The sequence below is a fragment of the Pseudomonas sp. NPDC099000 genome (assembly GCF_044759925.1).
In the GTDB taxonomy this organism is placed as follows: domain Bacteria; phylum Pseudomonadota; class Gammaproteobacteria; order Pseudomonadales; family Pseudomonadaceae; genus Aquipseudomonas.
Window position 1 is genome coordinate 18,382 of the sequence record NZ_JBIWAF010000004.1, and the last position, 26,529, is coordinate 44,910.

At 60.8% G+C, this 26,529-nt stretch carries 29 protein-coding genes; 12 read left to right on the top strand and 17 right to left on the bottom strand.

Annotated features, from left to right (window positions below; all coding sequences use genetic code 11):
* Positions 1-81: 81 nt before the first annotated feature.
* The 3 genes from rhtB to ACIQV9_RS06955 form a co-directional block, all read right to left on the bottom strand.
* Positions 82-714 carry a homoserine/homoserine lactone efflux protein gene (gene rhtB, locus ACIQV9_RS06945; RefSeq protein WP_403099641.1) on the bottom strand — a complete coding sequence of 211 codons (633 nt, stop codon included), beginning with the start codon at positions 712-714 and terminating at the stop codon, positions 82-84.
* Positions 715-966: 252 nt separating this feature from the next.
* Entirely contained in the window at positions 967-1,548 is a 582-nt protein-coding gene (locus ACIQV9_RS06950) for a mechanosensitive ion channel domain-containing protein (protein ID WP_403099643.1), read from the bottom strand.
* Positions 1,548-3,458: an ATP-binding cassette domain-containing protein gene (locus tag ACIQV9_RS06955; RefSeq protein ID WP_403099645.1), complete on the bottom strand. Its 1,911-nt coding sequence runs from the start codon at positions 3,456-3,458 to the stop codon at positions 1,548-1,550. The genes ACIQV9_RS06950 and ACIQV9_RS06955 overlap by 1 nt, the downstream gene beginning before the upstream one ends.
* 50 nt (positions 3,459-3,508) lie before the next feature.
* Here ACIQV9_RS06955 and ACIQV9_RS06960 point away from each other — a divergent pair, with 50 nt between their 5' ends.
* A complete protein-coding gene (locus ACIQV9_RS06960) occupies positions 3,509-3,973 on the top strand; it encodes a TIGR02444 family protein (protein ID WP_403099647.1) in 465 nt (154 codons plus the stop codon).
* On the opposite strand, the gene ACIQV9_RS06965 is transcribed toward ACIQV9_RS06960, so the two are convergent.
* A complete protein-coding gene (locus ACIQV9_RS06965; RefSeq protein ID WP_403099648.1) occupies positions 3,970-5,112 on the bottom strand; it encodes an AlgP family protein in 1,143 nt (380 codons plus the stop codon). The genes ACIQV9_RS06960 and ACIQV9_RS06965 overlap by 4 nt on opposite strands.
* A 192-nt stretch (positions 5,113-5,304) precedes the next feature.
* Between ACIQV9_RS06965 and ACIQV9_RS06970 the strand changes: the two genes are divergently transcribed.
* Positions 5,305-5,970 carry an FKBP-type peptidyl-prolyl cis-trans isomerase gene (locus ACIQV9_RS06970; RefSeq protein WP_403099650.1) on the top strand — a complete coding sequence of 222 codons (666 nt, stop codon included), beginning with the start codon at positions 5,305-5,307 and terminating at the stop codon, positions 5,968-5,970.
* Positions 5,971-6,029: 59 nt separating this feature from the next.
* Here the strand turns inward: ACIQV9_RS06970 and rsd are convergent, their stop codons facing one another.
* From rsd to ACIQV9_RS07005, 7 genes are all read right to left on the bottom strand, one after another.
* Entirely contained in the window at positions 6,030-6,488 is a 459-nt protein-coding gene (gene rsd, locus ACIQV9_RS06975) for a sigma D regulator (RefSeq protein ID WP_403100019.1), read from the bottom strand.
* A gap of 177 nt (positions 6,489-6,665) precedes the next feature.
* Entirely contained in the window at positions 6,666-7,217 is a 552-nt protein-coding gene (locus ACIQV9_RS06980) for a disulfide bond formation protein B (RefSeq protein WP_403099651.1), read from the bottom strand.
* A 370-nt stretch (positions 7,218-7,587) separates the two neighbouring features.
* Positions 7,588-8,826 (bottom strand): heme biosynthesis protein HemY, encoded by a 1,239-nt coding sequence (locus ACIQV9_RS06985; protein WP_403099653.1) that lies wholly within the window; start codon positions 8,824-8,826, stop codon positions 7,588-7,590.
* Positions 8,823-9,965, bottom strand: a complete 1,143-nt coding sequence (locus ACIQV9_RS06990; RefSeq protein ID WP_403099654.1) for a uroporphyrinogen-III C-methyltransferase — start codon at positions 9,963-9,965, stop codon at positions 8,823-8,825. Before ACIQV9_RS06990 ends, ACIQV9_RS06985 begins: the two co-directional genes overlap by 4 nt.
* Before the next feature lie 16 nt (positions 9,966-9,981).
* A complete protein-coding gene (locus ACIQV9_RS06995; RefSeq protein ID WP_403099655.1) occupies positions 9,982-10,749 on the bottom strand; it encodes a uroporphyrinogen-III synthase in 768 nt (255 codons plus the stop codon).
* Entirely contained in the window at positions 10,746-11,687 is a 942-nt protein-coding gene (gene hemC / locus ACIQV9_RS07000; RefSeq protein WP_403099656.1) for a hydroxymethylbilane synthase, read from the bottom strand. The genes ACIQV9_RS06995 and hemC overlap by 4 nt, the downstream gene beginning before the upstream one ends.
* A 138-nt stretch (positions 11,688-11,825) precedes the next feature.
* Positions 11,826-12,572 (bottom strand): LytR/AlgR family response regulator transcription factor, encoded by a 747-nt coding sequence (locus tag ACIQV9_RS07005; protein ID WP_403099657.1) that lies wholly within the window; start codon positions 12,570-12,572, stop codon positions 11,826-11,828.
* Positions 12,573-13,034: 462 nt separating this feature from the next.
* Here ACIQV9_RS07005 and argH point away from each other — a divergent pair, with 462 nt between their 5' ends.
* On the top strand, positions 13,035-14,429 hold the full coding sequence (argH, locus tag ACIQV9_RS07010) for an argininosuccinate lyase (protein ID WP_010465079.1): 1,395 nt from the start codon (positions 13,035-13,037) through the stop codon (positions 14,427-14,429).
* A 120-nt stretch (positions 14,430-14,549) separates the two neighbouring features.
* Here argH and ACIQV9_RS07015 read toward each other — a convergent pair whose 3' ends face one another.
* Positions 14,550-15,209: a glutathione S-transferase family protein gene (locus ACIQV9_RS07015; RefSeq protein WP_403099658.1), complete on the bottom strand. Its 660-nt coding sequence runs from the start codon at positions 15,207-15,209 to the stop codon at positions 14,550-14,552.
* A 125-nt stretch (positions 15,210-15,334) separates the two neighbouring features.
* On the opposite strand from ACIQV9_RS07015, the gene ACIQV9_RS07020 reads away from it, so the two are divergent.
* From ACIQV9_RS07020 to ACIQV9_RS07030, 3 genes are all read left to right on the top strand, one after another.
* Entirely contained in the window at positions 15,335-15,619 is a 285-nt protein-coding gene (locus ACIQV9_RS07020; RefSeq protein WP_403099659.1) for a hypothetical protein, read from the top strand.
* A gap of 234 nt (positions 15,620-15,853) precedes the next feature.
* A complete protein-coding gene (locus ACIQV9_RS07025) occupies positions 15,854-16,099 on the top strand; it encodes a TIGR02647 family protein (RefSeq protein ID WP_094470036.1) in 246 nt (81 codons plus the stop codon).
* A 193-nt stretch (positions 16,100-16,292) separates the two neighbouring features.
* The gene (locus ACIQV9_RS07030; protein ID WP_403099660.1) at positions 16,293-19,136 is read left to right on the top strand and encodes a class I adenylate cyclase; all 2,844 of its coding nucleotides are present in this window, start codon (positions 16,293-16,295) and stop codon (positions 19,134-19,136) included.
* Between the two features lie 5 nt (positions 19,137-19,141).
* Here the strand turns inward: ACIQV9_RS07030 and rnk are convergent, their stop codons facing one another.
* From rnk to cyaY, 3 genes are all read right to left on the bottom strand, one after another.
* Positions 19,142-19,552, bottom strand: a complete 411-nt coding sequence (gene rnk, locus ACIQV9_RS07035; RefSeq protein ID WP_046045088.1) for a nucleoside diphosphate kinase regulator — start codon at positions 19,550-19,552, stop codon at positions 19,142-19,144.
* Positions 19,553-19,813: 261 nt separating this feature from the next.
* Complete coding sequence (locus ACIQV9_RS07040) at positions 19,814-20,032, bottom strand: DUF1289 domain-containing protein (RefSeq protein ID WP_403099662.1); 219 nt, start codon at positions 20,030-20,032, stop codon at positions 19,814-19,816.
* A 4-nt stretch (positions 20,033-20,036) separates the two neighbouring features.
* On the bottom strand, positions 20,037-20,369 hold the full coding sequence (gene cyaY, locus ACIQV9_RS07045; protein WP_403099664.1) for an iron donor protein CyaY: 333 nt from the start codon (positions 20,367-20,369) through the stop codon (positions 20,037-20,039).
* Between the two features lie 401 nt (positions 20,370-20,770).
* On the opposite strand from cyaY, the gene ACIQV9_RS07050 reads away from it, so the two are divergent.
* Genes ACIQV9_RS07050 through ACIQV9_RS07075 form a run of 6 tightly spaced genes read left to right on the top strand, consistent with a single transcriptional unit; the run spans position 20,771 to position 25,384 of the window.
* Positions 20,771-20,944, top strand: a complete 174-nt coding sequence (locus ACIQV9_RS07050) for a lipoprotein (RefSeq protein WP_075946461.1) — start codon at positions 20,771-20,773, stop codon at positions 20,942-20,944.
* Between the two features lie 9 nt (positions 20,945-20,953).
* Entirely contained in the window at positions 20,954-22,201 is a 1,248-nt protein-coding gene (gene lysA, locus ACIQV9_RS07055) for a diaminopimelate decarboxylase (protein WP_403099667.1), read from the top strand.
* A gap of 4 nt (positions 22,202-22,205) precedes the next feature.
* A complete protein-coding gene (gene dapF / locus ACIQV9_RS07060; RefSeq protein ID WP_403099669.1) occupies positions 22,206-23,036 on the top strand; it encodes a diaminopimelate epimerase in 831 nt (276 codons plus the stop codon).
* A 13-nt stretch (positions 23,037-23,049) separates the two neighbouring features.
* The gene (locus ACIQV9_RS07065; RefSeq protein WP_403099671.1) at positions 23,050-23,775 is read left to right on the top strand and encodes a DUF484 family protein; all 726 of its coding nucleotides are present in this window, start codon (positions 23,050-23,052) and stop codon (positions 23,773-23,775) included.
* 2 nt (positions 23,776-23,777) lie between these two features.
* Positions 23,778-24,677, top strand: a complete 900-nt coding sequence (gene xerC / locus ACIQV9_RS07070) for a tyrosine recombinase XerC (RefSeq protein ID WP_090178141.1) — start codon at positions 23,778-23,780, stop codon at positions 24,675-24,677.
* A complete protein-coding gene (locus ACIQV9_RS07075; protein ID WP_403099673.1) occupies positions 24,674-25,384 on the top strand; it encodes an HAD family hydrolase in 711 nt (236 codons plus the stop codon). The genes xerC and ACIQV9_RS07075 overlap by 4 nt, the downstream gene beginning before the upstream one ends.
* Positions 25,385-25,565: 181 nt before the next feature.
* On the opposite strand, the gene sutA is transcribed toward ACIQV9_RS07075, so the two are convergent.
* Both sutA and ACIQV9_RS07085 read right to left on the bottom strand, forming a co-directional pair.
* On the bottom strand, positions 25,566-25,889 hold the full coding sequence (sutA, locus tag ACIQV9_RS07080; RefSeq protein WP_094470027.1) for a transcriptional regulator SutA: 324 nt from the start codon (positions 25,887-25,889) through the stop codon (positions 25,566-25,568).
* Positions 25,890-25,990: 101 nt separating this feature from the next.
* Positions 25,991-26,416 (bottom strand): secondary thiamine-phosphate synthase enzyme YjbQ, encoded by a 426-nt coding sequence (locus tag ACIQV9_RS07085; protein WP_008030499.1) that lies wholly within the window; start codon positions 26,414-26,416, stop codon positions 25,991-25,993.
* Positions 26,417-26,529: the final 113 nt, after the last annotated feature.

Genomic DNA, 26,529 nt, shown 5'->3' on the forward strand with positions numbered 1-26,529 from the left:
GGTTGCCGGTTTTACGACTGCTTCGCAGCCGAACGGGGGTAAACCCCGTCGCCACAATGGATCGCGTCTTCCTTGAGAGGTTTACACCGCAGCTTTGCGCAATGTCGCCATAAACGCCGCCGCACCGATGAACAGCCCGGCAAACGTGCGGTTCATGCGTTTTTGCTGCTTGGGCGTGCGCAACAGGCGCAGTACCTTCGATGCCAACCCGGTGTACCCGGCCATGACGATCAGGTCGACGCAGACCATGGTCACGCCAATGATCAGGTATTGAGCCAACAGCGGCGCGTGGGGATCAATGAACTGCGGCAACACGGCCAGCATGAACACCAGCGCCTTGGGGTTGCTGATGTTGACCAGGAATCCACGGAACACCAAAGCCAGAGGCTTGCCGATCTGACGCACTGCCGCGTCGTCGCTCATGTCGCTGGGCAGCGCACGCCATTGCTTGATCGCGAGGTAAACCAGGTACGCCACACCGAACCATTTGATCGCGTAAAAAGCGGTGGCTGATGCCGTGAGAATCGCGCCCACACCGGCGCCGACAATCGCGATCTGCACCGCCAGGCCCAGTTGCAGGCCCAGGGCGTTCCAGTAACCGCGCCAGAAACCGTATTGCAGACCGCTGGACATCGACGCAATGGCGCCGGCACCGGGAGACAGACTGATCACCCAGCAGGCGGCAAAAAACGCCAGCCATGTTTGAAGCTCCATTGCACACCTCGACTCAGACTCGTGACAGACGTCTAAGCTAATGCGGCTTTGGGCGCATGACTACCGATTTTTGAGGGATGTTGTGGTTGCCGACCCGGGTGTCTGGCTTGAAGAGTTCGTCGTCAGACACGCCGCTATCGCGGGCAAGCCCGCCCCCACACGGATCCTGGCTGATCACAAATCTGCAATCCAACCCAAAAACCTGTGGGAGCGGGCTTGCCCGCGATAGCGGTACATCAGGCAACAGAAGGCTTACTTTTCGATCCCGCTCAACGGAAACACATCCGTGCCGCGCCAGCGTCGAACCGAACGCTGGAAGAACAGGCTGTTGGGCACTTGCACCATGGCGCTGCCGGTGCCGAGTTCTTCCGCTTCAATCAGCGTGGTGTAAAGCAGATTGATCGCCATCACCCGACCTTTGACGCCGGGCTTGTCGGTGGTGTCCACCAACTCGACGACGTCACCGATGCGGAACGGGCCGACGGTGAAGATCAGGATCGCGCAGAGCAGGTTGGAGAGCACGCTCCACATGGCGAAAAACGCCACCGCCGCGACCGCGACAAAACCGGACAACGCGGTCCAGAGCACCGTGGCCGAAACCCCGAGGCGTTCCAACACGAAAATCAGCGCACTGCCCATGATCAACCAGCGCAAACCGCCGCGCAGCGGCATCAGCAGTTGCGGTGGAAACGGGTAGCGCTCGCCAAGACGAGTCAGGCATTTAGCGACGAAGCGTTGGGCCAAGTAACCCGCCAACAGGATCAGCAGGATTTGTGCGGCGAACCAGATCGGCTCGCCCCACCCCGCCGGCAGCGGCAGCTTGAACGCTTCCATCAGGACAGCGCCTCCAGCTCCGCCTGCATGCTTTCGAGCAGTTCCAGGGCTTCCATCCAGGCTTCTTCAAGTTCGGCTTCACGCACCTTCAACTTGGCCTGTTCAGCCAGCAGATCGCGCAAATCGTTCTTGCGCGCCGGTTCGTAAATGTCGCTGTCGCCGAGGCTGGTATCGATCTTCGCCAGTTTCTCGTGCAGCTTGCCCAACTCGGCTTCGAGCTTGTCAGCCTCACGCTTGTGCGGTGCCAGTTGCTGACGCAACGCAGCAGCGGCCTGGCGCTGGGCTTTCTTGTCGGTCTTGTCCGGGTTGACCGGGGTGTTGCTGACCGGGGCATTGCGCTGACGGTAGTCGACCAGCCAGCGGGCGTAGTCTTCCAGGTCGCCGTCGAACTCCTCGACCTTGCCGTCGGCCACCAGATAGAAATTATCGGTGGTGCTTTTGAGCAGATGACGATCGTGGGAGACCACCAGCACGGCGCCACTGAATTCCTGCAGGGCCATGGTCAGCGCCAGGCGCATTTCCAGGTCCAGGTGGTTGGTCGGTTCGTCGAGCAGCAACAGGTTCGGCCGATCCCAGGCGATCAGCGCCAAGGCCAGACGGGCCTTTTCGCCACCGGAGAAATTCAGCACCGGCTCATCGATGCGCGCACCCCGGAAGTCGAAACCGCCGAGGAAGTCGCGCAGGGTTTGTTCGCGTTCGGTCGGTGCCAGGCGCTGCAAGTGCAGCAACGGGCTGGCCTTGGAATCGAGGGAATCCAGCTGATGCTGGGCGAAGTAGCCCACGACGGTGTTCTCGCCACGGGTCAGGCGACCGGCCAACGGCGAGAGTTCACCGGCGAGGTTTTTGATCAGGGTCGACTTACCGGCGCCGTTCGGGCCGAGCAAGCCGATCCGCGCGCCGGGGGTCAGTTGCAGCTTGACCTTCTCCAGCACGGCTTTGTCGCCATAACCCAGGCGAGCGTCCGACAGGTCGATCAGCGGGCTGGAGATTTTCTGCGATTCGCGGAAGACGAAGTCGAACGGCGAATCGACGTGGGCGGCGGACAGCTCCTCCATCCGCTCCAGCGCCTTGATCCGGCTCTGGGCCTGACGGGCCTTGGTGGCCTGGGCCTTGAAGCGGGCGATGTAGCTTTCCATGTGCGCACGTTGCGCCTGCTGCTTCTCGTAGGCCTGCTGTTGCTGGGCCAGGCGTTCGGCACGGGCACGTTCGAAGGCGCTGTAACCACCGCGGTAGAGGGTGATCTTGCGCTGATCGACGTGGGCCACGTGATCGACCACGGCATCGAGGAAGTCCCGGTCGTGGGAAATCAACAGCAAGGTGCCGGGATAGCTTTTCAGCCATTCTTCGAGCCAGATGATGGCGTCGAGGTCCAAGTGGTTGGTCGGTTCGTCGAGCAGCAGCAGGTCCGAGGGGCACATCAAAGCCTGCGCCAGGTTCAGACGCATCCTCCAGCCACCGGAGAAATCTCCTACTTGCCGATCCATCTGCTCATTGGTGAACCCAAGGCCGGCCAGCAGCTTTCGAGCCCGCGCGTCGGCGGTGTAGCCGTCGGCGCTGTCGAGTTCCGAGTGCAGGCGGGCCTGAGCCGCGCCGTCATGCGATGCTTCGGCCGCCGCGAGGTCGCGTTGCACCTCACGCAGGCGCAGGTCACCATCGAGCACGTAGTCGACCGCCAGGCGTTCGAGGGTCTCGATTTCCTGACGCATGTGGGCGATGCGCCAGTCGGCCGGCAAGAAGCAGTCACCCGAGTCCGGGTGCAGTTCGCCCCGGATCAAGGCGAACAGGCTCGATTTGCCGGCGCCGTTGGCACCGATGAGGCCGGCTTTGTGGCCGGCGTGCAGGGTCAGCTCGGCGTCTTCTAGCAGACGTTGCGGGCCACGCTGTAAAGTCAGGTTCTGAAGTCGAATCATAATGGCGGCGGAGTCTACCAGCTTCGCTCGCAACTGGCGCGAGTAGCACTATGTCCTCTGACCTGTGGAGCTTTTCCCTTACCACCTACGCCCGTCCCGGTGTTGAAGACGCGTGTCTGCAATTGCAGTCGGCAGGCGTGAATGTGTGCCTTCTGCTCTGTGGGTTATGGCTGGGAGACCGAGGCGTCACCTGCAATGAGCAACGATTGCAGCTGCTTCGCGACATTGCCGAGCCTTGGGACGCCGATGTCGTGCGACCGCTGCGAGCATTGCGCATGCAATGGAAAACCGTCGCGATTGAGGACGCCGAGCTGAATACGTTGCGCGAACAAGTGAAGACACTGGAACTGGAGGCCGAGCGACATCTGTTGTTGCGACTGGAGCGATCGGCGCAGAGTTGGCCGCAGTGTGAGGCGACCGATCTAACGGCCTGGCTGGAAGGTGTGGCGGCGGGTGCCGCCCACCTGGACCGCGACGCGCTGCATCAGCTGCGCGTCGCGGCAACCGGCACTTAGGAAGCGCTGGTTGGGGTGGTTGCTGCAATCGATGCGGCGGCCGGCGTTGGCGCTGGCGTGGCTGTCGAGGTGGCTGCTGCTAAAGCAGACGTTGCCACCGGAGCCGGGTTGGCTGGCTTGGCAACTGGCGTGGCGGCCGGCTTGGCGGCAACAGGTTTTTTCACCACTGGTTTGGCAGCAGGCTTGGCCGCCGGTTTTGCAGCAGGCTTGGCCGCGACTGGCTTGGCAGCAGGTTTGGCTGCGGCAGGTTTTGCAGCGCTGGCGGTGGCCGGCTTGGCAGCAGCGGCAGGTTTAGCCGCAGCAGGTTTTGCTGCCGGTTTAGCGGCTGGTTTTGCAGCAGCTTTTACCGCTGGTTTTGCACCAGTTTTAGCCGCGACAGGTTTCGCAGCCGGCTTGGCAGCAGGTTTCGCCGCAGCGGTTCTGGCAGCTGGTTTTGCTGCAGGTTTAGCGGCAGGTTTAGCGGCCGTTTTTGCAGCTGGTTTTGCTGCGGCGGTTTTCGCCACTGCTGGTTTTGCAGCAGCCGTTTTTGCAATGGCTGGCTTGGCGGCGGCAGGCTTGGCAGCCGTCGTTTTAGCAGCCGGTTTCGCAGCGCTGGCAGCGACGGTTTTTTTCGCTGCTGGTTTTGCTGCTGGCTTGGCGGCGGCTTTCACCGGCGCCTTGGCAGCAGGCTTGGCCGGTGCTTTTGCAGCAGCCGGTTTGGCAGCAGCTTTCCTGGCAGGTGCTGCAGCAGGCTTGGCCGAACGCAGGGACAACGCCTTGCCGACAGCCTCTTGTACACGACCGACGCCCTGGGCCAGTTTCAGGCTTTCTTGAGCGTCCCGCTTGAGTTGCAGAATGTAGCTACGCGTTTCGGATTGACGATCCTTGAGGGCATCGAGCAAGTCCTCAAGCTCTTTCACCGCACCCTTCGCTTTGGTTTGTGCCTTGGCTTTACCGGCAGCCGCAGCGTCCTGCAATTTGGTACGGGATTTGTGCAGTTTTTCCTGCGCTTTTCCGCGCTGCTTTTCCAGTTTGGCGAGCAGTTTTTCAGCATCAGCCAAGGCTTGGGAACAAGCGTTTTCCAAATGCTCGAGCAGGCTGCCCGAGAGTTGTTGGAGTAAGTGCAACGGGGTATTTACAGGCTTCTTGGTGGCCGACATGGTTTACCTCCTGGCTGACGTGGGTGCGGCTCATACTAGACCTCTGCTGACACCGCCGCTAGGGCATGTTGACAGTATCGAAAGCGCTGCGTTGCAACAGATTGAAATTCTTCTGCGCTCGCGCAAAACCAGTTCACCTTCGAGCGCATTCACACTGGCATAATCCACCGCATCTCAGATCGGAGTGTGCCCATGTCGCGCTACTTTTTTTTATCGTTGTGTGTGTGTTTTTCCGTGGCCCAGGCTGCCGAAAAAACCACCCCAAATGAGGCTCACGATCTTGCTTACAGCCTGGGTGCGAGCCTGGGTGAGCGCTTGCGCCAAGAGGTGCCGGATCTACAACTCCAGGCATTGCTCGACGGTCTGCAACAAGCCTATCAAGGCAAGCCTCTGGCATTGAAAGACGAGCAGATCGAACAGATTCTGGCCGAGCACGAAGCCCAGGTCGCGGAGCAACCCGCCGTCGCGCAAAGTGAAGTCGCGCTGGAAAAAGAGCAGCGGTTCCTCACCGAGGAAAAAGCCAAACCGGGTGTCCGTGAACTGGCGGATGGAATTTTGCTGACCGAGTTGGCGCCGGGCACGGGGGCCAAGGCTGGCCCTAATGGCAAGGTCGAAGTTTTATATGTTGGACGCCTTCCCGACGGCACGGTGTTCGATCAGAACAGCAAGCCGCAGTGGTTCAGTCTGGATAGTGTGATCAGCGGCTGGCGCAGCGCACTGCAAAACATGCCAGTGGGTGCGAAATGGCGCCTGGTGATTCCATCTTCCCAAGCCTATGGCGCGGACGGTGCTGGCGACCTGATCGCGCCGTTCACACCGCTGGTATTCGAAGTCGAATTGCGTGGCGCCACAAGCTGAAAGCCGGGAACGAAAAACGGCGCGCATGGCGCACCGTTTTTTAGTCTTGCAGGAGAGGTTCAGGCCTGAACCGGGTCCTCTTCCTTGTGAGCAGTGTGCAGCACTTCGATCAGGCAATCTTCCAGTTCGAAGCGTTCGTGCAACAGCCCGCCCAGCTCCTTGAATTTCTCCGCGACGCACTTGCCTGCATCACACAGGTCATTGAACGCCAGCAGCTTCTCGGTGATGACGTCGATGCGCGGGTAAATCGTCTCGGCCAGCTCCAGCCCGCGAGTATCGCCAAACGCCTTGGCTTCGCCGGTCAGCTGTTCGTAGATCTCGAAGTGCCCCGCAGACACGTAATCGACCAGCACGCCGCAGAATTCCTGCAACGGCTTTCGGTTTTCGCCCAAAGCCTCTGGCTTGGCACCGAGAGCATCGTAGGCCCGAACCAGTTCGTGACGCTCCTGCAACCAGCGATCGATCAGCAGATGCACTCCACCCCAACGTTCCTGAGCATTCTGACAACTTTCGAGCATGGTGATCTCTCTTCCCTTGTGGGTCATGCTGCCCTACACCTGTCGCAGACTTGAAAATCAAGAATCGACCAGGCAGAGCGTCATCGAGCAACATAATTCCAATGACACGTGCGGGCCAGATTATGCCCGCGCGACAATGGCTTCAAGGTACGCAGGAGATAAAGTTCATACAAGTGTTTAATCACCCGCCAGCCCCCGGTGCGACGACACGCCGCTGAGCGGTCGCTCGCAGGCCAGCCAGACAACGCGCAGCAGTTGATAAACACCCAGAATTGTCACCGCCACGAAGAGCAGCAGACTCCATTCCGGGATGCTCAGGTCGAACAGCGTCCAGGAAATTTCTGCGCAATCTTCGTCCCCTTTGAACATTCGCGTCACTTTGCACAGCCAGGGCAGGTTCTCGTATAGGGCCTGCGGATTGGTGGAGCAGGTCGATAGCTGATGCGCCGGATCGCTTTGCAACAAGACTTGCCGCCACGCCGTGACCATACCGGCGAGACTGCATGACAAACCCAGCAGCCAATAAAGAAAAGTCCCGAAGCGACCAGGGCCATGCACCGAAGCCGTCAGGCAGACACCGGTAAACAACGCCAGGCAGACTCGCTGCAAAAGGCATAACCCGCAAGGCTTGAGGCCGATTGCATATTCCAGGTAATAGGAAACGCCCAAGGCCAGGGCACCTGCAATAAAAGCCATGAAAAACAAGGAGCGTGAGCAGGCCAAAAACATGGCTTATCCGTAACAGTAGAGACAGGCGGTTACGGTAGAGGAAAGCGCGCCAGCCTTTCAAGGCAGGCCGGCACGGACACTTCACCAGAAGTGTAGGGAATTCCCGACAGCGTCGAGAGGACTTGATGTAGTCCCCTGTAGGACAAAGCCGATCAGGGGCTACAACGCTAAACATTCAACGAGATTCCAGCGGCCGGATAGCGCCCAAGAACGGCTCCCGCCCCTGTAGCCGCTGGCGTAGCCTGCGTCCGGCTGCGAAGCAGTCGTCATAAATTTAAACGCGATAAGCCTGATGAAACCTTGGCGCTCGTTTTACGACTGCTTCGCAGCCGGACGCAGGCTGCGCCAGCTGCTATGCAAGGGGATTGTTTCAGGCGTAAACGGGCGCTGGGAGTGGTGCTGCCAGCAGGCGCTCGTCCAGCAGACCCAGGCCTTCCTGGAACAACTGATTGCTGCGCTCGGTGTCGCCGAGCTGCGCGAGCAGCCGCGCCAGTTCCGCACAGGCTTCCGGGTTGCGCTGCACCCGCAAGCTGCTTTCCAGATAGTCCCGCGCCTTGCCCCACAGACTGCTTTGCAGGCACAGGCGGCCGAGTGTCAGCAGAAGGCTTGGGTCGGCTGGATGATCCTTGAGCCAGCCCTCGGCCGTTTGCAGTTGTCGAGCCGGATCGCTACCGCGCACCAGGCCGTAGAGACGAGCCAGATGACTGTCGTACTTGCGCTTGAGCGACGTGCGCAAAACCTCCTCCGCTTCGATCTGTGCGCCCAGTTGCCGCAGCTGCTCCGCGTAGGCCAGCACCAACTGAGGCTCCTGGCGCTGAGCCGAGGTGAGTTGCTGCCAGGCGCGATTGAGCGATTGCAAACCTACCGTGCCATCCGCTTCCTGATGCGCAGCCAGGGAAAGGTTTTCACCCCACGCCCGGCGTTCCAGATCGGCCAGTTCGGCGGGCGGCAAGACTTTATCCTTGCGCAGCTCCGGCAGCAGCCGAATCACCGCCGACCAGTCGCCGCGCTGCTGATGCAGACGCTGCAACTGGCGCAGGGTCTGGACATTATGAGGATGACGCTCGTGCATGGCTTGCAGCGTCACCAGGGCGCCTTCCGTGTCGCCGCGGTCGTTCTGCAACTGGGCGTGACTCAAAGCAATCGCCAACTCGGCCTGGGGCTGGCGCTCGAGGGCGCGCTCCAGCAAGTTGTCGCATTCCTCGTAGTGACCTTGTTCATTGGCGGCGCGTGCGGCCCCGAGGTAGTAGAGCAGAGGCTGGCGTTCGGCTTCGGCAGCGCGATGCAGATGACGTTGTGCACTGGCCCAGCGTCCTTCCGCCAGGTCCAGCTGACCGTGCTCGATCGCCACTTGCACCCGTCGACTGCGATTGCGCCGCGACCACGGATTGACCACGCCGCTGGAAGTCGTCACCAGCTCGATCAACGCCTTGATGCCCCAGAACACCAGCCAGAGCACCGCGACCAACGCCAGGGTGGCCCACAGGCTCGCTTCATAACGGAAGGTCTTGTAGGCGATCAGCACGTAACCGGAATGCTCGGCAATCGCCAGGCCCAGTGCGGCGGCTGCGGCGATGACCAGGAATACGATCACATAGAGGCGTTTCATGGCGTGGCCTCCTGCGCAGGGTTCGCGGCCGGTTTTGCCATCGGTTTGATCGAGTCTTCGGCGTTGACGTTACGCCGCTCCAGATAACCCTGAACCGCACTCAGTGTCCCGGTCAGGTCTGGTGTGACCACAGTGACGGGCTGCTTGCTCAACTCGCCCACCTGTTCAAGCATCACCTTGCTCTGAGGGTTGTCCGGGTTGAAGTTACCCGTCAGGACATCCCGCGCCTCTGCCAGCGCCTGGGTGTAGACCGCGGCCTGACCATTGAGCGCGGCCCATTGCGCCTGCTCCAGCGCCAGGCTCAGCGCCAGACGTACCTGACTCAGGCTCTGCCCTGCCAGCAATGGGCGAACATTCTTGTCGGCATTGAAGTCGATGCGGATGTAGCGCGAAATCTGGTCCCACCACTGCGCCCAACGACTGGCACCGTCGCCATCGGCCGTCAGGCCCAACAGCGATTCGCCGCGGTCCTTGTACTCGGGGGCCAGCTCGGTGAGGTCGATGACCTGATCGCGCAGCGCGCCCAGTCGCAGGAACAACCCGGTGCGATCCGGCTGTTCAGTGCTGCGCAGTGCCACCAAGGTTTTGGCCACTTGCTCGCGAGCGGCGAAAGCACCCGGATCGTTCTGTTCGCGCAGGATTTCATCGGCGCCCTGCACCAGGGCCTGGGCGCTGCTGATGTCCTGCAACGCAGAAAGGCGCAGGCTGGCCAGACGCAACAAGTGCTCGGCTTCGGCCAGACGCCAATCCTTGCGACTCGCACCGAGGACCGTTTCCAGACGCTGATTCAAGCGTTGCTGATCGCCTTGCAACTGCGTCACCAGACGGCTGCGAGCGTCCAGTTCTTCGGCCGCTGGCATTTGTTCAAGGCGCGCGCTCAAGCGTTGTTCATTGAGTTTCAGGCTCTGCGCCTGATCGTTCAACGCCTGGACCTGGCTCAACTGCTGTTGAGTATTGGCTTGCAGGTGACGCACCTGCCAGACACCCCAACCGCCCACGGCAACACCGGCGGCGCCCAGCAGCAGCGCGACGATTGCCAGCCCATTGCCCCGGCGCTGCACTGTGGCAGGTGGTGGAGTTTCAACCGGCGCTTCAAGCGCCGGCAGCACGTCATCTTTAGGCAAGGCTGTTTCGCTCACGTATCCATCCTTTGCATTAGAGAACGGGTTCGGGATGCTCCCGTAACGCCGTCAGCAAAGCCGCGGCACTGGCGCCACGACAATCCACAACTGTTTGGGCCCCGGCGGCACGTGCCAGCTCGGCGACCCTGGGGCTTGGAACAAACAACGGCAACTGCGCCATTTCAGGCCAGGCATCGCCCGCCAATTGGCGCAGGTGCTCAAAACCCTGTCCACTGCTGACCACCAGCCCGTTCAAGCGTTCCGCTTCGATCCGCTCAGGCAGCAGCGTCGACGGGTAGTGAGGCAATCCACGACGGTATAACTCCAGATACTCGACACTAGCACCAAGCTTGCGCAAACGCTCAGCCAGCAACTCGCGCCCGTCCTCCCCGCGCAGGATCAGCACCCGCGGATCGGGTCGGGCAATCGCCTCGCGCAACGAGGGAAGTTCGAGCAAGGCTTCGCTGTCATCGCCCTCGGCGGGGAAACTCACGTCCAACCCGTTATCCGCCAGGATCTGCGCAGTCGCCGCACCCACGCTGAACCAGCGTGGGGACGGTGGCTGTGGCCAATACTGATTGAGCAGGTCGACGCCCATTCTGGCGGCTGGTTTACTGACCACGATCACCGCACAGTAACGATCCAGCCCCTGAATCACCTCGCGCATTGTGTCAGAGACAGGAATCGGCTTGATCTCCAGAAGCGGCAAGCTGCTGCTGAAAATCCCCGCCTGCGACAAAACACTGGCCAGCGCCACCGACTCATCCGCAGGGCGCGTCAGCAGCAGGCGCCAGCTCGTCACTCGTGACCTGCCTCGCCATAGACTGCCTTGAGAATGTCGTCGGCACCCTGGCTCAGCAAGTCTTCAGCCACTTGCACGCCCAAGGCTTCAGCATCGCCACGTGGCGCACGGGCCTCGGCGCTGAGCAGCAAGCCACCACTCGGATCGCCTACCAGACCGCGCAACCAGATCTGCTCACCTTCAAGCACGGCATAGCAGGCAATCGGCACTTGGCAGCCGCCATTCAGATGCTTGTTGAGGGAACGTTCCGCGGTCACGCGGGTTGCGGTGTCCTGGTGATGCAACGGCGCCAGCAACGCGTGAATTTCGCTGTCAACGCTGCGGCATTCGATGCCGACTGCGCCTTGGCCACCGGCCGGCAGGCTGTCGTCGACGCTGATTGCCGAGGTGATGCGATCTTCGAAGCCCAGACGAATCAGGCCGGCGGCTGCAAGAATGATGGCGTCGTATTCGCCAGCATCAAGCTTGGCCAGGCGCGTGTTGACGTTGCCGCGCAGGAAGCGGATTTCGAGGTCCGGGCGGCGGGTCAGCAACTGAGCCTGACGGCGCAGGCTGGAGGTGCCGACGATGCTGCCTTGCGGCAACTCATCCAGGCTGGCGTAGGTATTGGAAACGAACGCATCGCGCGGGTCTTCACGCTCGCAGATGCAGAACAGACCGAGGCCTTCGGGGAAATCCATCGGCACGTCTTTCATCGAGTGCACGGCGATGTCGGCTTCGTTTTCCAGCAGCGCGGTTTCGAGCTCCTTGACGAACAGACCTTTGCCACCGATTTTCGACAGGGGTGAGTCGAGCAGCTTGTCGCCACGACTGACCATGGGCACCAGCGTCACGAGCAGACCCGGATGGGCCTCTTCAAGACGGGTTTTGACGTATTCGGCCTGCCACAGGGCGAGAGCACTTTTGCGGGTGGCGATGCGGATTTCGCGAGAGGACATGGATCAATCCGTACTGAATAGATACGGCGGATAATAACAGCTCAGCCAAATCCACTTTGACTTGTATCAGACACTGCGTGGCCTCCCTGGCCTCGGACGTCCAGCAAACGGATGTGAAGTTCGCCTGTGATCAGCGAGTTAAAGCTGTTGCATCATTTTGCGCACGCCGGCCACGTGGCGACGGCTGACGATCAGGGCATCGCCATTGAGGCCTTTGAGGAACAGCTGAAAATGCCCCAGCGGCGTGCGTTGCAAGCGTTCGATGCGTTCACGGGCGACCAGAGCGTTGCGGTGGATGCGCACGAAACGGTCGCCGAATTCATCTTCCAGGGCCTTGAGCGGCTCATCCAGCAGCACTTCGCCGCCTTCATGGCGCAAGGTCACGTATTTGTGGTCAGCAATGAAGTAGACCACCTGACCCAACGGGATCAGTTCAATGCCTTTACGTGTTCGGGCACTGATATGGCTGCGGGGTCCGCTACCGCTTTCGGCGGCGGGACGGGTCAGGGCGGCGAGCTGGACGCGATTGGGCCGCTCGGCTTTCTTCAATGCATCATGTAAATGTTCAGTTCGCACAGGCTTCACCAGATAGCCCACGGCGCTGGCCTGCAGGGCTTCCACGGCAAATTCATCGGACCCGGTGCAAAACACCACGGCGGGCGGGGTTTCGCGTTCGCACAACCGGGCAGCCACTTGCAGGCCATCAAGGCCTGGCATGCCGATATCGAGCAACACGATATCCGGCTTGTGGCTGTCGATCAGCGCTAACGCCTCATCGCCGTTCGTGGCGCTGGGCTCCAGGACAGTGTATCCCTCGAGTTCGCCAACCATTCGGCTCAGGCGCTCGCGGGCTAGGGGTTCGTCATCAACGATCAGGACATTCATATTGCGCTGGATTCCTGCGTGAGTCTCGCACAAGGATAGCGTAGACAGGTGAAGTGACGTCCGTCACCGCGATCCACGCTAAGACTAGCGCGAGGGCCAAAAAGTGCCGCGAGACCGGCGGCTAAATTTTCATCTGCCAAGTGATTGGAGGCTCTGGCCCGCGTAAGCGAGGTATCGCCGTAGGGTTTGCCGATACACAATATGAACACCCCCTCTTCTTATAGTCAGCCGTAGCGCCGAGAAGTGCGCTGATCCTACTGTCCAACTGTAGACGGTTGCAGGGACGATATTGCTCAATTGAAAAATATCGTTGCGCAATTTCCCACAAGGCATGTCCTGAGTATGGACCGAGCCCCGGAAAAAAAACCTGTCGACCAGCGTCAGCGACAGGATTGGCAACCCTGTTATTATCCGCGACAGCTTCCAACGTCATTTTTTTCTTCAGCCGACACGAGCGAATTCATGAGCACTGACAAGACCAATCAGTCCTGGGGCGGCCGCTTCAGTGAACCCGTCGACGCCTTCGTCGCCCGCTTCACCGCCTCCGTCACTTTCGACCAGCGCCTGTATCGCCACGACATCATGGGCTCGATTGCCCACGCCACGATGCTGGCCAAGGTCGGCGTGCTGACCGACGCCGAGCGCGACAGCATCACCGATGGCCTGAAGACCATCCAGGGTGAAATCGAGGCCGGCCAGTTCGACTGGCGCATCGACCTCGAAGACGTGCACATGAACATCGAGGCGCGCCTGACCGACCGCATCGGCGTCACCGGTAAAAAGCTCCACACCGGGCGCAGCCGCAACGACCAGGTCGCCACCGACATCCGCCTGTGGCTGCGTGACGAGATCGACCTGATCCTCAGCGAAATCACCCGCCTGCAAAAAGGCTTGCTGGAGCAGGCCGAGCGCGAAGCCGGCAGCATCATGCCGGGCTTCACCCACCTGCAAACCGCGCAGCCGGTGACCTTCGGGCACCACATGCTGGCCTGGTTCGAAATGCTCAGCCGCGACTACGAGCGCCTGGTCGACTGCCGCAAGCGCACCAACCGCATGCCACTGGGCAGCGCTGCGCTGGCCGGCACCACGTACCCGATCGACCGCGAGTTCACGGCTCAGCTGCTGGGCTTCGATGCAGTCGGCGGCAATTCGCTGGACAACGTGTCCGATCGTGACTTCGCCATCGAGTTCTGCTCGGCTGCAAGCATCGCGATGATGCACTTGTCGCGTTTCTCCGAAGAGCTGGTGCTGTGGACCAGCGCGCAGTTCCAGTTCATCGATCTGCCGGACCGTTTCTGCACCGGCAGCTCGATCATGCCGCAAAAGAAAAACCCGGACGTGCCAGAGCTGGTGCGCGGCAAGACCGGCCGCGTCTTCGGCGCGCTGATGGGCTTGCTGACCTTGATGAAGGGCCAGCCACTGGCCTACAACAAGGACAATCAGGAAGACAAGGAACCGCTGTTCGATGCCGCCGACACCTTGCGCGACTCGCTGCGGGCCTTCGCCGACATGATCCCGGCGATCAAGCCCAAGCACGCGATGATGCGCGAAGCGGCGCTGCGGGGTTTCTCCACCGCGACCGACCTGGCTGACTACCTGGTACGCCGTGGCCTGCCGTTCCGTGACTGCCACGAAATCGTCGGCCATGCCGTGAAGTACGGCGTGGAAAGCGGCAAGGACCTGGCGGAAATGAGTCTGGAGGAGCTGCGCAAGTTCAGCGACCAGATCGATCAGGACGTGTTTGCCGTGCTGACCCTGGAAGGCTCGGTGAATGCCCGTGACCATATCGGCGGCACTGCGCCGGCGCAGGTGAAGAAGGCTGTGGCGCGCGGCCAGGCATTGCTCGCCAGCCGCTAAAAGCTTCGCGGGCAAGCCTTGCTCCTACGGGATCTGTGTCGTCCAGCAATTTCGCGAACGACACAGATCCCGTAGGAGCGAGGCTTGCCCGCGAAGACTGACTCAAGAACGCTACAAACCCTACTTCTTGGACGCGACCATCGCCATAAACGCCGGCATCGCCGCTTCCTTGTCCGCTGCAATTCTCTTCACGTTCGGATTCTGCTCCAGACGCTCCAATAGCGCCTGGGCTCCCGGCATATCCGCCAGCAGATCGATATCGAACAGCTTCTGCCCAACCGCACGAGCCAATGGCACGCTGTACAGGAAATACAAATCCGCAAGACTCAGACTGTCACCCGCGACATAAGGTGAGAACTTGCCGTGCCTGCCCAGGGACGCAAACCCCAACAGCAATTCAGCCTTGGTCTTGTCCTTGATCGCCTCCGGCACCTGCATGCCGAAAAACGCCTCGGCGTAGCACGCGCGAGCCGGCAACTCGATATACAGCTCGATTTCCTTGGCCAGCGCCAGCACCTGCGCCCGCTCGAACGGATCGCTCGGCAGGAGCGGCGTACCTTTCTGGCTTTGCTCGATGTACTCGAGAATTACCGCCGTTTCGTTGATGAAACCCTGTTCGGTGCGCAAGACCGGAACCTTACCGCGCGGGCTGATGGCCAGCGCCTCCGGGCTTGTGCCGGCATAAAACGGTACTTCGTCAAACGGCAAGCCCTTCTCCAGCAGCGCCAGCTTGACCATGTTGTAGTAGTTACTAACGGAAAATCCATAAAGCTTGAGCATCACATAGCCTCCAGGCCGTGCGGGGTTGGCAGTGCCTGTTTATAGAACGCCCGAGCGATTCCTGCCAGCAGCATCACAGCGCTGAATGCAGGTAAACTGGCCGCCTTAAACTTGAGGAGCCTGCCATGAGCGAGCCAACCGACATCAATAGCGACGAAGAAGAATTCACCGAAACCACCTTGATCGAAGCCATCGAAAACCAGATCGAAAGCGACAACCCACCGGCGGCCAAGGCGACCTTCAACAAGTTGACCCTGGTGGGTTACGAGCGTGAAGAAATCCTCAGTTTGATGGCCCACGTGTTGGCAGTAGAAATCGACGCGATCCTCGAAGAAGACCGCGCGTTCAACACCGAATGGTATGAAACAGCGCTGCGTGCATTGCCAGAGTTGCCACCGGAAAAGAAATAAGCCCGATCCGTAGGAGCGAGGCTTGCCCGCGAAGGGCGCACTGAGGTTTTTCCAGACAAACCGTGTCATCGTTCTTCGCGGGCAAGCCTCGCTCCTACGCACCCCGCTGCCGCACCACCCGCCGGGGAATGCATCCCAAGGCGAAAAAACCCTGTCGCGAGCACTGGACATGCCGCACGAGTGGGCTCACCTTAGGGGCGCTGTCGTCCAATTCCTAGAAAGTCTGGAGTCCTTATGTCGCTTACCCCTGAGTTGGTTGCCGAACTGGAAATCCTCGCCCTCTTCAACCTGGACAGTTCCCAGGAAGGTTTGAAAATTCATCAGACCGCTGCCCCGAAAGCCATTGCTGCCGCTCAACGCCTGTACGAAAAAGAACTGATCGATCAGCCCGATGGTGGTTATCTGACCAGTCTGGGTCGTGACGCCGCACAAAATGTACAAACCGTTCTGACGATTCTGAGCGTCCAGGAAACAGCCTGAGCATTACCGCATCGCCCACGGAAACCCCTGCTACGGGATTTCCGCGGGCACACTTTGTGACCTGCGGTCGCCGCACGGTAGAAATCTGACGTCAAAAAAACAAAATCAGCATAAAAGTCCCGGGCCCGAGGCGCTAAACTGCCCCTCATCCGCAGACCCCACGTCCGTGCTTCGCGAGCCGGTTTGAGCTGACATGACCCGCACCCATGAAATTCGCCCCGATCTGGACGAGGGAATCGACCGCAAGGTTCTCAGCCAGCTGCGCGCACGTTTTCTGAAGCTCAACGAAGGCCGCATGGCCCGTGCCATGGAAGGGTTGTCACCCCGCCAGCAAACGGTGCTGACACTGTTGCCGCTGTTTTTCCACGTCAATCATCCGTTATTGCCAGGCTATGTGTCGGGCAGCACGCCGGCCGGGCTGTCGAATTTCGAGCCTGACGCCAACGCCCTCGCTGAAGCCCAGCGCCTGACTCGATCGTTTTCTTACAAGCCACGCCACGGCAGCAACCCGCCGCGACCGATCCACGGGCTATTCCTGATGGGCAGCCTCGGCACCCTGGCTCAGGCCGATCAAAGCGACATGGACGTGTGGGTCTGTCACAGGCCGGACTTGAGCGAGAACGAACTCGCCGAGCTGCGTAAAAAGTGCCAACTGCTTGAAGTCTGGGCCGCCAGCCAGGGCGCCGAGGCGCATTTCTTTCTGATCGACCCGGCCCGCTTCGTGCTCGGTGAGCGCGATACGCAATTGAGTTCGGAAGACTGCGGCACGACCCAGCACTACCTGCTGCTGGATGAGTTTTACCGCACCGCGATCTGGCTGGCCGGCCGCACGCCGATCTGGTGGCTGGTGCCGGTCTACGAAGAAGCCGCCTACGACCGTTACACCCACACGCTGTTGTCCAAGCGTTTCATCCGCGCGGACGAGTCGCTGGATTTGGGGCATCTGGCCTATATCCCACCGGGGGAATTCATCGGCGCCGGGCTCTGGCAGCTATTCAAGGGCATCGAGTCGCCCTACAAGTCTGTGCTCAAACTACTGCTGACCGAGGTTTACGCCAGCGAACACCCGAAGGTTCACTGCCTGAGCCTGCGTTTCAAGCAGGCGGTATTCGCCAATAAACTGGACCTCGACGAGCTCGACCCCTACATCGTCGTTTACCGACGCATCGAGGAATACCTCACCGCGCGGGGCGAGCCGGAGCGCCTGGAGCTGGTACGCCGCGCGCTGTACCTGAAGGTCAACCGCAAGCTCACCGGCAGCAGTCGCACCCAGAGCTGGCAACGTTCACTGCTTGAGCGTCTGGCTCACGAATGGAACTGGGATCAGCGGCAACTGGCACTGCTCGACAGCCGCAGCCAATGGAAAGTCCGGCAGGTCAGCACCGAACGCCGAGCCCTGGTCAACGAGCTGAACTACAGCTACCGCTTCCTGACCCAGTTCGCCCGCAACGAGCAAACCGTCAGCCTGATCAACAAACGCGACCTCAACGTGCTGGGTCGACGGCTGTATGCAGCCTTTGAGCGCAAAGCGGACAAAGTCGAGTTCATCAATCCCGGCATCGCCCCGGACCTGGCCGAAGATACCCTGACCCTGGTGCAGGCACCCAACAAGAAAGAACCTGGGCAAACCCAGTGGGGCTTGTATAACGGCAGCCTGGCAGCCCACGAGTGGGAACATTTCGCGCCGATCAAGCGCAGTCGCCAATTGCTGGAGCTGCTGACCTGGTGCCATCGCAATGGCGTGATCGACAGCAGCACCCGCCTCGCCTTGCACCCCGGCACCAGCGACCTGAGCGAATTTGAACTGTTCAACCTGCTCGGCAGCCTGCAACAAAGCATCGCCCTGCCGTTGGCGACCGTCGCCGAAGAGCCGTTGCTGCGCGCCAGCGTGCCGAGTGAAGTGCTGATTCTGGTGAACGTCGGCGTCGACCCGCTCAAGCACCATCGCGACTTGAATATCCTGATGACCACCGAGCGCACCGATTCCCTGAGCTATGCCGGTGTCCGGGAAAACCTGGTGCTGACCCTGGACCAGATCACGCTCAACAGCTGGAACGAAGTGCTGGTCAACCGCTACGACGGCCCTCACGCCCTGCTCGACTGCCTGCGCGATTACCTCAACAACCTGCCGAACGGTCCACAACAACCCCGTTTGAGGGTTCGCTGTTTCTGCCACAACCGCGCGCAATTCATCGCCCGGCGGGTCGAAGAGGTGCTCGATACCGCGCAGAACCTGCTGCTGAGCAAGCTCAATCATCGTTACCTGGTACAGGTCCAGCAGCATTATCACGTACTGGAACTGGTGCCCGGCCAGGTCAATCACGTCGCCCTCGCCACGCTGCCCGCGCTGTTCGATTACCTGGGTGAAGAACTGGCGAGCTACAGCCCGCTGCACCTGGACCCGATGGCACTGGAAGACCACGACCTGGCGCTGCTCCTGCCCATGGGCCAGCCCGAATGCATTCAGGTGTTCTACCGAATCACCGAACAGCAGGCGGATCTGTACGTACTGGATGAGTTCAATGCCCTGTGGCAGCAGCGATTGCCGTATCACGACGAGCAAAGCTTGCTGGTGCCGCTGCAACGGTTCCTGCAATCGATCCAGTACCGACGCGACGCCTTGCTGCCGATGAACGCCACCCAACCCTCGAACCTCGACACGATGTATTACCAGCTATTGCCGTCAGGTCCCGGCCGGGCGCGTCGCGTCGAAGCCCGGCCGGCGCCGCAAACCCCGATCGATAAACCGTTCTACGACGTGCAGGCGATCATCGGCAAAGCTGCGCCGGGACAGGTGCATGTCACGTTGTATTGCAATCAGCGGGAGTTTTCAGAGCTGGAGTATGGCGACCAATTGTTCAGCGTGGTCGCCCAGGAAATCGTCGAGCAGCGCCGGGAAACCGAGCGCTATCGCTGCTACATCACCGACCTGGACTTGTCGGGCCTGCTCGGTGATGGTCAGAGTTCAAGTAATTTGTATTTGCGCTACAAGGCCGACCTGGAGCGCGCGTTGAATGAGGCGCTCGAGCAGGTCTAAGCGGTTTATTCCGGAAAGTGGCCGCCCTCGGCCGGCTGGGATTCGACTTCCAGCAGGGTCAGTTTGAGGGTTTTGCCGCCTGGTGCTGGCCAGTCGATGTGCTGACCAACCTTAAGCCCCAGCAACGCGCTGCCGACCGGCGCCAGAATGGAAATCTTGCCTTCGTCGGCGTTGGCATCCTTGGGGTAAACCAGCGTCAGGTGATAGTCCTTGCCGCTGCCTTCTTCGCGGCAATGCACACGGGAATTCATGGTGACGACATCGGCGGGCACTTCATCGTGACCGACCAGGGTATCGGCGCGATCCAGTTCGGTTTGCAGCGCGATAACGCCCGGCAGCGTGTCATCCAGGCTGTCGATCAGGCGCTCCAGACGTTGCACGTCCAGACGAGTAAGGGTGATGGAAGGTGCGGTCATGATTGAGGCAGACTCCTTTCTTCTGCACAAAAAAAGCAAAACCCCGCCAGAAAAAGGCGGGGTTTTCACGAGCCTCGATGGGTTGAGGCGTTTCTGGACACTATCACAGCTCAATAAATATACAAGTGAGGGGTGACCACGGCCCGGCGCGGACCACTGTGGCGAGGGGGCTTGCCCCCGTTGGGTCGCGTAGCGGCCCTAAAAAGCTCACGACTGCTGCGCAGCCGAACGGGGGCAAGCCCCCTCGCCACAAGTAAGGGATTACCGCGAGGTTTTGCGCTGCGCCGCCTGGGCGCAGATCACACGGCGACGATCATCATCGGCCGAGCGCCATTCGCGGATGTCTTCGACATGGCGAAAACACCCGAGGCAGACCTTCTGTTCGTCCAGCCGACACACACCGCTGCACGGCGAAGGCACCGCCGGGCTGACATTGCTGTAGAGCGGCTTGGGCGGACGAACGGGCGCAGGTTGCGTCACGATCTCACAGACCTTCGAAGTCGAGTTCGACGCCAGCCTGCTGCTTGACGATGCGCTCAAGCATTTCGCCCAACTGCTCTTCGCTCTTGTCGCACATCCAGCGCTCGCTCTCTACGTCGTAATCGAAGTGGAAGCCACCGGACACGGCCGCGAGCCACAGCTGACGCAGCGGTTCCTGGCGACTGAAGATCAACTGGCTGCCGTTTTCGAACTTGACGGTGAGCACACCGGCCGAGCTCTCCAGATCGATATCCAGGTCACTCTCATCGAAAATATCTTCCAGCGTCTGCTGGGTGGCATCGACCAGGTCGTGGAAACGGGCTTCGGTCAAACTCATTACGGCAACCTCAAAAAGTGTCTGTTCACGCTCAAGCGCCGCAAGATACGGGCGAGCCCCGGTGATTGCAAAGGATAACGATCAGGTACCGCTATCGATATGTTAAGCGCTAAACCTGTGGGAGCGAGTCTGTGGTGAGGGGATTTATCCCCGTTGGGTCGCGAAGCGGCCCTGATTTTGGGACTACGATGTGTATCAGAAAAACCGCATTCACCGGTTTTGCGACTGCTTCGCAGCCGAACGGGGATAAATCCCCTCACCACAGGCTCGCTCCCACAGGGATTGCGCTTGGCTGACCGGCATCATGCGAAGCCCCGCCGGACGGGAGCCCCGTCGCATAGGCAAGCTGCCGGGTGGCCGGTATACTCCGGCGCAATTAACGCATTTTCAAGGATTTCGCCATGAAGCGCCTGATCTCTTCCCTTGCCGCGCTCCTCGCGGTTGCCTGTCTTGTGTCGGCTTGTGGTCAAAAAGGCCCGCTGTACCTGCCTGATGATTCCCAAGACCCTGCCGAGCAAGCCCAGTCCTCGCAAAAGCAGCCGTCCAAAGCACACAAGCACGACGTCTACCAATAAGGGAACGCCATGGACGCTTTTAACTACCGTGACGGTGAGCTGTTCGCGGAAGGGGTTGCCCTGTCCGCCATCGCCGAGCGCTTTGGCACACCGACTTACGTCTACTCCCGCGCCCACATCGAAGCCCAGTACCTGGCTTACGCCGATGCGTTGGCCGGCATGCCGCACCTGGTGTGCTTTGCGGTCAAGGCCAACTCCAACCTGGGTGTACTGAATGTCCTGGCGCGTTTGGGCGCCGGTTTTGACATCGTTTCCCGTGGCGAGCTGGAACGCGTACTGGCCGCTGGCGGCAGCGCCGACAAGATCGTTTTCTCCGGTGTCGGCAAGACCCGTGACGACATGCGTCGTGCCCTGGAAGTTGGCGTCCATTGCTTCAACGTCGAATCCACCGATGAGCTGGAACGTCTGCAAGTGGTCGCCGCCGAGCTGGGCGTTCGCGCACCGATCTCACTGCGTGTGAACCCGGACGTCGATGCCGGCACGCACCCCTACATTTCCACCGGTCTCAAAGAGAATAAGTTCGGCATCGCCATCGCCGACGCCGAAGACGTGTACATCCGCGCCGCCCAGTTGCCCAACCTGGAAGTGGTCGGCGTCGATTGCCACATCGGTTCGCAACTCACCACCCTGCCGCCGTTCATCGACGCCCTCGACCGCCTGCTGGGCCTGGTCGACCGCCTTGGCGATTGCGGCATCTACCTGCGCCACATCGATCTCGGTGGTGGTTTGGGCGTGCGTTATCGCGATGAAGAGCCGCCATTGGCTGCCGACTACATCAAAGCCGTGCGCGAGCGTCTCGACGGTCGTGACCTGGGGCTGGTGTTCGAGCCGGGCCGCTTCATCGTCGCCAACGCTGGCGTGCTGCTGACCCAGGTCGAGTACCTCAAGCACACCGAGCACAAAGACTTCGCCATCGTCGACGCGGCCATGAACGACCTGATCCGCCCGGCGCTGTACCAGGCCTGGATGGACGTCACCGCCGTGCGCCCGCGCACTACCGCGGCTCGCGCCTACGACATCGTCGGCCCGATCTGCGAAACCGGCGACTTCCTGGCCAAGGATCGTGAACTGGCCCTGGCAGAAGGCGACCTGTTGGCCGTGCATTCGGCCGGCGCCTATGGGTTTGTCATGAGTTCCAACTACAACACCCGCGGCCGCGCCGCTGAAGTGTTGGTGGACGGTGATCAGGCATTTGAAGTGCGTCGCCGTGAGACGGTAGCCGAGTTGTTTGCTGGCGAAAGCCTGCTGCCGGAGTAATCCCATGCTGCTGCGTTTTACCAAGATGCACGGCCTGGGCAATGACTTCATGGTCCTCGACCTGGTCAGCCAGCACGCGCACATCCTGCCCAAACATGCCAAGCAATGGGGCGATCGGCACACCGGCATCGGGTTCGACCAGTTGCTGATCGTCGAAGCGCCGAGCAACCCGGACGTGGACTTCCGCTACCGGATTTTCAATTCCGACGGTTCCGAGGTGGAACAGTGCGGCAACGGTGCGCGCTGCTTCGCCCGCTTCGTGCTCGACAAACGCCTGACCGCCAAGCGGCAGATTCGCGTCGAGACCAAAAGCGGCATCATCGAACTGGATATCCGCAGCGACGGCCAGATCGGTGTCAACATGGGCGCACCGCGCCTGGTGCCGGCCGAGATTCCATTCGAGGCGCCAGAACAGGCCCTGAGCTATAAGCTCGACATCGATGGCACCCCGGTCGAACTGGCTGCCGTGTCCATGGGCAATCCCCATGCCGTGCTGCGGGTCATTGACATCAACAACGCACCGGTGCATGAACTGGGGCCGAAAATCGAACATCACCCGCGCTTCCCGGCGCGGGTCAATGTCGGTTTTCTCCAGGTCATCGACCGGAACCGTGCGCAGTTGCGCGTCTGGGAACGTGGCGCCGGGGAAACCCAGGCCTGCGGAACCGGCGCGTGCGCTGCCGCAGTGGCCGCGATCAGCCAGGGGTGGATGGATTCGCCGCTATTGATCGACCTGCCCGGCGGGCGTCTGTCCATTGAATGGGCAGGCCCTGGCCAACCGGTCATGATGACCGGCCCGGCAGTGCGCGTTTATGAAGGACAAGTGCGTCTTTGAGAGAGTCGAATCCATGAAAGATAAGCCCCAGGTTCCCGCCCCACAGCCCGACGAATCCCCTTCCGAAAGCCTTGAGGCGGCGGCGATTGCCGCGTACCTGGAGGCTCATCCGGATTTCTTCGTCGAACACGAAGAGCTGCTCCCGGCCTTGCGCATTCCGCACCAGCGCGGCGATACCGTCTCGCTGGTCGAACGCCAGATGAAGATCCTGCGCGACCGCAACATCGAGTTGCGTCATCGCCTCTCGCATTTGATGGACGTGGCCCGCGACAACGACCGTCTCTTCGACAAGACCCGCCGCCTGATTCTCGCGCTGATGGATGCCAGCAGCCTGGAAGACGTGGTGATCAGCGTCGAAGACAGTCTGCGCCAGGACTTTCAGGTGCCTTTTGTCAGCCTGATTCTGCTGGGTGACAACCCGATGCCGGTGGGCCGCTGGGTCACCCATGCCGACGCGCAAACGGCCATTGGCGGCTTGCTCTCGGAAGACAAAAGCGTCAGCGGCAGCCTGCGCGATCACGAACTGGACTTCCTGTTCGGCGAAGAACAGCGCAAACAGATCGGCTCCACCGCCGTTGTCGCCATCAGCTATCAAGGCATCCACGGCGTCCTGGCCATCGCCAGTCGCGACCCGCAGCACTACAAGAGTTCGGTCGGTACGCTGTTCCTGAGCTACATCGCCGAAGTCATGGGCCGCGTGCTGCCACGGGTCAACAGTTCCCTGCGCTCGGTACGCTGACCATGGAACGGCAACTGGACGCTTACTGCGAACACCTGCGCAGTGAGCGGCAGGTGTCGCCCCACACGCTGTACGCCTACCGCCGCGACCTCGACAAAGTGCTGGGCTGGTGCGTCAAACAGAACATCAGCAGCTGGGCCGCGCTGGATATTCAGCGTCTGCGCAGCCTGATCGCGCGCCTGCATTCTCAGGGGCAATCGTCCCGCAGTCTGGCGCGCCTGCTGTCAGCGGTTCGTGGCCTCTATCATTATCTGAACCGCGAAGGCCTGTGCGATCACGACCCGGCCAATGGCCTGGCGCCGCCCAAGGGCGAACGTCGGCTGCCGAAAACCCTCGATACCGACCGCGCGCTGCAACTGCTTGAAGGCGCGGTGGAGGATGATTTCCTGGCGCGTCGGGATCAGGCGATTCTGGAGCTGTTCTATTCCTCGGGTTTACGCCTTTCGGAGCTGACCGGGCTTAATCTGGATCAGCTGGATCTGGCTGACGGCATGGTTCAGGTGCTCGGCAAGGGCAGCAAGACTCGACTGCTGCCGGTCGGCAAAAAAGCGCGCGAAGCCCTGGAACTGTGGCTGCCGTTGCGGGCCATGACCAACCCGGCGGACGATGCCGTGTTCGTCAGCCAGCAAGGCCGGCGCCTTGGTCCCCGGGCGATTCAGGTGCGGGTCAAAGCCGCTGGTGAGCGTGAGCTGGGGCAGAACCTGCACCCGCACATGCTGCGGCATTCCTTTGCCAGCCATTTGCTGGAATCCTCGCAGGACCTGCGCGCCGTCCAGGAATTGCTCGGCCACTCGGACATCAAGACCACCCAGATCTACACCCACCTGGACTTCCAGCACCTGGCCACGGTCTACGACAGCGCCCATCCACGGGCCAAACGCATTAAGGGCGATGATTCATGACCCTCCAATTGATCACCTTCGACCTCGACGACACCCTGTGGGACACCGCCCCGGTGATCGTCAGCGCCGAAGCCATACTGCGAGAATGGCTGACCGAGCACGCACCGAACCTGGGCGCAGTGCCGGTGGAACATTTATGGGCCATTCGTGAGCGTATCCTGAGCGGCGAGCCAAGCCTCAAACACCGCATCAGTGCGCTGCGGCGCCGGGTGTTGTTCCATGCGCTGGAAGAGGCCGGTTACGGCCATGGCGAGGCTTCAGACCTGGCCGACAAGAGTTTTGAAGTGTTTCTGCATGCCCGACATCAGATCGAGGTGTTCCCCGAAGTCGAGCCGACGCTGGAAACGCTGGCCAAGCATTACGCCCTGGGCGTAGTCACCAATGGCAACGCCGATGTGCGCCGGCTGGGGCTGGCGGATTACTTCAAGTTTGCGTTGTGCGCCGAAGACATCGGCATCGCCAAGCCCGATGCGCGACTGTTTCATGAGGCGTTGCAGCGGGGTGGTGCGACGGCGGAGACGGCGGTGCATATCGGCGATCATCCGGGGGATGATATTGCGGGGGCGCAGCAGGCGGGGTTGCGGGCGATCTGGTTTAACCCGACGGGCAAGGCATGGGAAGCGGACAAGGCGCCGGATGCAGAGATTCGCAGCCTGACCGAGTTGCCGGCGTTGTTGGCCCTCTGGAATTCTCAACACCAATCCTGAGATCACCGATATTCCCTTGTAGGAGTGAGCCTGCTCGCGATTGCGGTATGACATTCAGCATTTATGTTGCCTGACACACCGCAATCGCGAGCAGGGGATCGCCGCAGGCCCACAGCTTTTGTACCACCCATGAAAAAGCCCGCAGCGACGGCGGGCTTTTTCAGCAAGCAAGGGCAGGCGCTCAGATAGGCCGGCTGCCGTACTTGTTGTCAGGCTTCTTGGGAGGATCGGCGACCACATTGGCCTCCACTTCCTGCACCTTGCCGCCCTTGGCCAAAAACTCTTCCATGGCCCGCGCGAGAGCATCGCGTTCCTTGTTCTTGGCTTCGACGCTCGGCAGCTCATCGACCGATACCGCAGCCTTGGCTTTACCCTTGGCGGTCGGAACGGGCGTTTCACCGCCGTCGTCTTCAGCGACGTCTTCGGCCGCTGCTTCCAGACCTTCTTCGGTTTCGTCGTCGTCGCCTACTTCGAGGTCGTCGTTTTCCAGATCATCGTCGCTCATGTTCTACCTCATGACTTGCGAAAAGCAGATTAGTTATAGCCCAGCTTCGCCGTCTGTCGACAGCCGCCGGAAAAATTCAATAACCGCTGGTGACCAGCGGTTCATGCCTCTTCACCGTGCACGGTGGCGAGGACTTTACGGGCACCGCCAAAATCACGGTGCTCGCCCAGATAAACACCTTGCCAGGTCCCCAGCGCCAGTCGGCCTGCCGAAATCGGCAAACTGAGCTGACAGCCAAGCACGCTGGCCTTGAAGTGCGCCGGGAGGTCGTCCAGGCCTTCGTCGTTATGCTCATAGCCGTCTGTTCCTTGTGGGATCAGACGATTGAAAAATCGTTCGAAGTCGCGACGTACCGCCGGATCGGCGTTCTCGTTGATGGTCAACGACGCCGAGGTATGCTGCAGCCACAAATGCAACAGACCGACCCGGCACGCCTTGAGTTCAGGCAGGCCGGCGAGTAACTCGTCCGTTACCAGATGAAAGCCCCGGGGCCGTGCCCGCAGGGTAATCAGAGTCTGTTGCCACATACAGTTCTCCGCACGTTCGGGGCGCATTCTAGCGCGCTCAGGGAAAAAACAAAGGCCCTAATATTCCTTCAATCATGTAAGCCATTGGCCGCAGAAAAACGCCCGTCGTAAAC